The sequence below is a fragment of the Streptococcus sp. 4094 genome (genome assembly GCF_013277125.1).
Classification (GTDB): Bacteria; Bacillota; Bacilli; order Lactobacillales; family Streptococcaceae; genus Streptococcus.
In genome coordinates this window covers 1-484 of record NZ_VMMI01000069.1, presented here as the reverse complement: position 1 = coordinate 484, position 484 = coordinate 1, and the positions used below count along the sequence as shown (strand labels likewise).

1 protein-coding gene is annotated in these 484 nt (G+C 36.2%); it reads left to right on the top strand.

Going from position 1 to position 484, the window contains the following annotated elements:
* A partial coding sequence (locus HT721_RS10720; RefSeq protein WP_173229799.1) for a RecX family transcriptional regulator occupies positions 1–445 on the top strand: 445 nt, incomplete at its 5' end.
* Positions 446–484 lie beyond the last annotated feature (39 nt).

The window sequence follows — 484 nt, the reverse complement described above, 5'->3', positions numbered from 1 at the left end:
TAGCATCAATGCCAATCAACTTTCAGGAGACAAGGGGCCTTATGTATTGACTCAGAAATTAGCACAAAAAGGAATTTCAAAATCTACTATAGAAGAGAACTTGAAAGAATTTGATTTTTCGGAAGTTGCTCAACGTGTAGCTAATAAACTATTGAAAAAATATGAGGGAAAACTTCCAGCTCGTGCCCTGCAAGATAAGATTATACAGAACTTGACCAACAAGGGCTTCTCTTACTCTGATGCTAAAGTTGCTTTTGACGAGTTGGATAGTCAAGTTGACCAAGAAACGACTCAGGAACTCATCTTCAAGGAACTTGATAAGCAATATGCTAAGTATGCTCGAAAGTATGAAGGATACAAACTGAAGCAGCGTTTAACTCAAGTTTTAGCACGAAAGGGCTACGATTTTTCGGATATAGCAAGCGCTCTTAGAGAATATCTTTAATATTTCCAAGTGAAATTCACAGATTTTAGATAATTTTAT